This is a genomic window from Rhodobaculum claviforme (assembly GCF_016653255.1).
Lineage (GTDB): Bacteria > Pseudomonadota > Alphaproteobacteria > Rhodobacterales > Rhodobacteraceae > Rhodobaculum > Rhodobaculum claviforme.
In genome coordinates this window covers 1-5,697 of sequence record NZ_NHSD01000090.1, presented here as the reverse complement: position 1 = coordinate 5,697, position 5,697 = coordinate 1, and the positions used below count along the sequence as shown (strand labels likewise).

Below are 5,697 nucleotides of genomic sequence, written 5' to 3'. Positions count from 1 at the left end.
TGCTGTGGGCGGTGCGCCTGCCGATGCTGCTGCGCCCGGTGCTGACGGCGGCGGCGGTGGGGTTCGCGGTGTCGGTGGCACAGTATCTGCCGACGCTGCTGATCGGCGCGGGCCGCGTCGCCACCCTGACCACCGAGGCGGTGGGCCTTGCATCCGGCGCCAACCGCCGCGTCATCGGCGCCGCCGCCATCGCACAGATGGCGTTGCCGATGCTGGGGTTCGGGCTGGCGCTGGCGGTGCCCGCGCTGGTGTTCCGCAACCGCCGGGGGATGGCGGTATGACGCTTGTGCTGGCGGCGGTCGCGATTGGCCTCGGCCCGCAGCCGCTGGTGGCGCTGGACGCCACCGTGGCCCCGGGCGAGGTGCTGACGATCATGGGCCCCTCGGGGTCGGGCAAGTCCACGCTGCTGGCGGCGGTGGCCGGCGATCTGGCGCCGGCCTTCGGGCTGTCAGGGCGCATCCTTCTGGACGGGCGCGACATCACCGCGCGCCCCACACGCGACCGGCGCGTGGGGATGCTGTTCCAGGACGACGTGCTGTTTCCGCACCTGTCGGTGGGTGGCAACCTGGCGTTCGCACTGCCGGCGCGCCGGGGCGACCGGCGCGCGCGCATCGACGCCGCGCTGGCGCAGGCCGGGCTGGAGGGGATGGCCGATCGCGACCCCGCCACCCTGTCGGGCGGGCAGCGCGCGCGCGTCGCCCTGATGCGCACCCTGCTGGCCGAACCCCGCGCGCTGCTGCTCGATGAACCGTTCTCGCGCCTCGATGCGGCGCGGCGCGCACAGATCCGCGCCTTTGTCTTTGACCGCGCGCGCCGGGCGGGGCTGCCGGTCCTGCTGGTCACCCATGACGCCGAGGACGCCCGCGCAGCGGGGGGGCGGGTGCTGGACCCGCTGGGCCGTCCGCTGACGCTCTGAGGGCACCCGGAGGACGCCCGCAGGATACCCGGAGGATGGCTTGTCCCGGCCGCGCCCATGCGGCACACCTCCCGACCGGAGGAGGCGGGCACCCGCCCGCAAGGACGGCCACACCGGGACCGCAGGAGCGCCGCCCAAAAAGGGCCGGACAGAAGGCCGGAGCGCGGGCGCGGACAGGGGGTCCGGACAGGAGCGCCAACAATGGCGCCGACACGGACTCGACAAAGGGAGAGGAGAGCACCGCACATGCGCACCGGCATGGCGTTCCTGCTGATGGGCTATGTCCTCAGCCAGTTCTATCGCGCGTTCCTGGCGGTGCTGGCGCCGATGCTGACCGCCGATCTGGGCATCACCGCCGAGGGGCTGGCGCGGGCCTCGGCATGGTGGTTTCTGGCCTTCGCGCTGGCGCAGCTGCCGGTGGGCTGGGCGCTGGACCGCATCGGGCCGGGGCGCACCACGGCTGTGCTGATGGGGCTGGCGGGCGGCGGCGGGGCGGTGGTGTTCGCCGCGGCCCAGGGGCCGGGCGCGGTGATGGCGGCGATGGCGCTGCTGGGAGTGGGCTGTTCATCCGTGCTGATGGCGGCATGGCTGATCCTGGCGCGTGCCTATCCGCCGGCGGTCTTTGCCACGTTGGCGGGCGCGCTGCTGGGGGCGGGCTCGCTGGGCAACATCGCCGCCGCCTGGCCGCTGACGCTGGCGGCCGAGGCGGTGGGCTGGCGCGGTGCGCTGCTGGGTCTGGCGGGGGTGACGGCCGCGGTGGGCCTGGCGATCTGGCGTTTCGTGCCGGACCCGCCCCCGGCCCCCGACGCGGGCACGGGCTCCCTACTGGAGCTGCTGCGGATGCCCGCGCTGTGGCTGATCCTGCCGATGGTTGCGGTGAACTATGCCCCCTCGGCGGGGATCCGGGGGCTGTGGATCGGGCCGTACTTCGACGAGGTGTTCGGCGCCACTCCCGCGCTGATCGGGCAGGCGTCGCTGGTGATGGCGCTGGCGATGGTGGCGGGGAACTTTGCCTATGGCCCGCTCGACCGGGTGTTTCGCACGCGCAAGGGGGTGGTGCTGGCGGGCAATCTGGCGGGCGTCGCGTGCCTGGGGGCGCTGTGGGCGATGCCCGCGTCCAGCCCGTGGACGGCGGTGGCGTTGCTGGCCGGCGTCGGGTTCTTCGGCGCGTCCTATGCGATGCTGATGGCGCACGGCCGGGCGCTGTTCCCGCCGCACCTGATGGGCCGGGGCGTGACGCTGATGAACCTGTTCTGCGTCGGCGGCACCGGGGTGTTCCAGCTTGCCTCGGCGCGGGTGCACACCGCCGCCGGGCCGGGGCCGGAGGCCGCGCACACGGCGCTGTTCGGGTTTTTCGCGCTGGCCCTGCTGGTGGGCTGCGCCATCTATGCCTTCAGCCGCGACCGTACCGACTGACACGCGCCGTGCCCTTGCGGCCACCCCGCCGCGGTGCCACGGTGCGGCCAGAGGAAAAGGGAGATCCCATGCTCGAGAAACGCGAGTTCTATATCGGAGGCCAGTGGGTCGCGCCGCGCGACGGCACCGACTGCCCCGTCATCGACCCCTCCACCGAGGAGGTCTGCGCGATCATCAGCCTCGGCGGGCAGGCCGACACCGATGCCGCCGTAGCCGCCGCGCGGGGCGCCTTCGACAGCTTCGCCTATACCGACCCGGCCGAGCGTCTGGCGCTGCTGGAGCGCATCATCGAGGTCTACAAGTCCCGCGCCGACGATCTGGCGCAGGCGATGTCGCTGGAAATGGGCGCGCCGATCGAGATGTCGCGCGCAAGCCAGGTCGGCGCCGGGATCTGGAACCTCGAGAACCTCGCCATGGCCCAGCCCGAGATCGGCTTCATCGAGCCGCTGGGCGATCACGCCCCCGATGACCGCATCATCCGCGAGGCGGTGGGGGTCGCGGCCCTGATCACGCCGTGGAACTGGCCGATGAACCAGATCACGCTGAAGGTCGGCGCGGCGATCCTCGCGGGCTGCCCGATGGTGCTGAAGCCCTCGGAAATCTCGCCCCTGTCCGCGCTGATCTTCGCCGAGATCATGCACGAGGCCGGTGTTCCGGCGGGCGTGTTCAACCTGGTGAACGGCGACGGCCCCGGGGTCGGCACGCAGCTGTCGGTGCACCCGGATGTGGACATGGTCAGCTTCACCGGCTCCACCCGCGCGGGGATTCTCATCTCCAAGAACGCGGCCGAGACCCTCAAGCGCGTGCACCTGGAACTGGGCGGCAAGGGCGCCAACGTGATCTTTGCCGACGCCGACGACAAGGCGGTCAAGCGCGGCGCCATGCACTGCTTCAACAACTCCGGCCAGAGCTGCAACGCGCCGACCCGGATGCTGGTCGAACGCTCGGCCTATGACGCCGCGGTGGAAACCGCGCGTGAGGTCGCCGAGGCCACCCGCGTCGGCCCCGCCAGCGAGGAGGGCAAGCACATCGGCCCCGTCGTCAGCGAGGCGCAGTACGACAAGATCCAGGCCCTGATCCAGAAGGGCATGGACGAGGGCGCGCGGCTGGTCGCCGGCGGGCTGGGGCGCCCCGAGGGCCTCAACCGGGGCTTCTACGTCCGACCCACGGTGTTTGCGGATGTGACCAACGACATGACCATCGCGCGCGAGGAGATCTTCGGCCCGGTCCTGTCGATCATCCCCTTCGACACCGAGGCCGACGCGCTGCGCATCGCCAACGACACCGTCTACGGCCTGACCAACTACGTCCAGAGCACGGACGGCGCCAAGCGCAACCGCATGGCACGCCACCTGCGCGCCGGCATGATCGAGATGAACGGCAAGGGCCGGGGCCGCGGCGCCCCCTTCGGCGGCATGAAGCAGTCCGGCAACGGCCGCGAGGCCGGCGCCTGGGGCATCGAGGACTTCCTCGAGGTCAAGGCCGTGTCGGGCTGGGCAGCCGAGTAAGCCCACAACGAATGTGACCACCCGGGGCCGCGCAGCGCTTGCGCGGCCCCGGCTTTTGGGCTTTGCCGTCGCGGAGGCAGGCGGCAGGAGGGTGCGATGCGGTGGATTGTGGCGGCGCTTGCAGTGGCGGCCATCGCCCTGTCGGTCTGGCGGCTGGAGGCCGACCGCGCAGGTCTCGACATCGCCGCGCTGGAGGTCGAGGGCGGCACCCCCGCGACGCTGTACCTCGCACCCGGTACCGAACCTGTGCCCGTGGTGGTGATCGCCCACGGCTTTGCCGGCTCGCGGCAGCTGATGGAGCCCTTTGCGCTGACCCTGGCGCAGGCGGGCTATCTGGTCGCGAGCTTCGATTTCGAGGGGCACGGCCGCAACCCCCGGCCGATGTCCGGCGACGTGACCACCGTTCAGGGCACCACGCAGTTCCTGATGGACGAGACCGCCCGCGTGGCCGCCGCGGCGCTGGCGCATCCGCGCGCCGACGGGCGGCTGGCGTATCTGGGTCACTCCATGGCGTCGGACATCATCGTGCGCCAGGCGCAGGAGGACCCGCCCGCCGACGCGGTGGTCGCGGTGTCGATGTTCAGCCGCGCGGTGACGGCGGATGCGCCCGCGAACCTTCTGGTCATCGTCGGCGACTGGGAGGCCCGCCTGAAGGAGGAAGCCCTGCGCGCGCTGCATCTGGCCGATGCGGACGCGGGCGCGGACGAGACCGTGGGCAGCCATGCCGACGGCACCGCCCGCCGCGTCGTCTTCAGCCCGGCGGTGGAGCATGTGGGCGTGCTCTATTCGGCCACATCGCTGCGCGCGGCGCGCGACTGGCTGGATGCCAGCTTCGCGCGGGACGCAACGGACGGTGCCGACACGCGCCCCGCATCCCTCGGCCCCGCAGCCCTCGACGCTGCCGCCGGTGGCGCCACGCCGGTGGCGCTGCGCGGTGGCTGGATCGTGCTGCTGCTGGTGGGGGTGGTGGCGCTCGGCTGGCCGCTGGCGCGGCTGCTGCCGCCCGGCGGGCCCGCGAATGGCGTGCCGCGCCCGGTTCGGCTGTCGCGCGCGCGCTTCTGGACGGTGGCGCTGGTGCCCGCGCTGGCGGTGCCGCTGGTCCTGTGGCCGATCGAGACGGCGGTGCTGCCGGTCCTCGTGGCCGATTACCTTGCGGTGCATTTCGCGCTCTATGGTGCGCTGACGCTGCTGTTCCTGGCGCGCTGGGGCGTGCTGCGGGGGCAGTTTCCCGCGCGGGTGTGGTGGATCGCGCTGGCGGTGGCGGTGTTCGGCATCGCGGTGTTCGGCGGCGCGCTGGACCGCTATGTCGCCTCGTTCTGGCCGCATGCGGGGCGGGCCGCGGTGATCGCGGGGCTGGCGGTGGGCACGGTGGCCTACATGCTGGGCGATGCGGCCCTGACCGAGGGCGGGCGGGCGCCGTTCTGGCGGGTTCTGGTGGCGCGCGGAGCATTCCTTGCATCCCTCGGTGCCGCCGTCGCGCTGGATTTCCAGAGCCTGTTCTTTCTCGTGATCATCCTGCCGGTGATCGTGCTGTTCTTCCTCCTGTTCGGGATGATGGCGGGCTGGGTGGGCCGGCGCACCGGCCTGCCGGCCGCGGCGGGCATGGGCCTGGGCCTTGTGCTGGCCTGGGCGCTGGGGGTGACGTTCCCGATGTTTGCGGCCTGACGGCCATTGCCCCACGGTTGCGGTCTGACGGCCGTGGACAGCCGTCTCAGCCGTCGGCGTCGTGAAGCAGAAGCGTCAGCCACGTCTCGCCATAGCGGCGGGTGTCGAGCGCGGAGAACCCCGCAGGCGGGGTCTGGGCCGCGTTCTCCTCCCAGACCACCACGGCCCCACGCGCCAGCCACCCCCCCGCAA

Annotated in this window: 4 protein-coding genes and 1 pseudogene; all 5 read left to right on the top strand. The window is 72.5% G+C overall.

What is annotated here, in order from left to right; genetic code table 11:
• Positions 1 to 281: pseudogene (locus CCR87_RS01620) on the top strand (ABC transporter permease); the annotation flags it as partial.
• Complete coding sequence (locus CCR87_RS01615) at positions 278 to 916, top strand: ATP-binding cassette domain-containing protein (RefSeq protein ID WP_201155583.1); 639 nt, start codon at positions 278 to 280, stop codon at positions 914 to 916. The pseudogene CCR87_RS01620 and the gene CCR87_RS01615, both read left to right, overlap by 4 nt.
• Before the next feature lie 246 nt (positions 917 to 1,162).
• On the top strand, positions 1,163 to 2,332 hold the full coding sequence (locus CCR87_RS01610) for an MFS transporter (protein ID WP_201155582.1): 1,170 nt from the start codon (positions 1,163 to 1,165) through the stop codon (positions 2,330 to 2,332).
• Between the two features lie 68 nt (positions 2,333 to 2,400).
• Entirely contained in the window at positions 2,401 to 3,840 is a 1,440-nt protein-coding gene (locus tag CCR87_RS01605; protein ID WP_201155581.1) for an aldehyde dehydrogenase family protein, read from the top strand.
• 96 nt (positions 3,841 to 3,936) lie between these two features.
• On the top strand, positions 3,937 to 5,505 hold the full coding sequence (locus CCR87_RS01600) for an alpha/beta fold hydrolase (protein ID WP_201155580.1): 1,569 nt from the start codon (positions 3,937 to 3,939) through the stop codon (positions 5,503 to 5,505).
• The last annotated feature ends 192 nt before the right edge of the window (positions 5,506 to 5,697 follow it).

Bases quoted from the DNA above. Each gene is read 5' to 3' on its own strand.
- CCR87_RS01615 (WP_201155583.1), top strand. From the start codon at position 278: ATGACGCTTGTGCTGGCGGCGGTCGCGATTGGCCTCGGCCCGCAGCCG.
- CCR87_RS01600 (WP_201155580.1), top strand. From the start codon at position 3,937: ATGCGGTGGATTGTGGCGGCGCTTGCAGTGGCGGCCATCGCCCTGTCG.
- CCR87_RS01610 (WP_201155582.1), top strand. From the start codon at position 1,163: ATGCGCACCGGCATGGCGTTCCTGCTGATGGGCTATGTCCTCAGCCAG.
- CCR87_RS01605 (WP_201155581.1), top strand. From the start codon at position 2,401: ATGCTCGAGAAACGCGAGTTCTATATCGGAGGCCAGTGGGTCGCGCCG.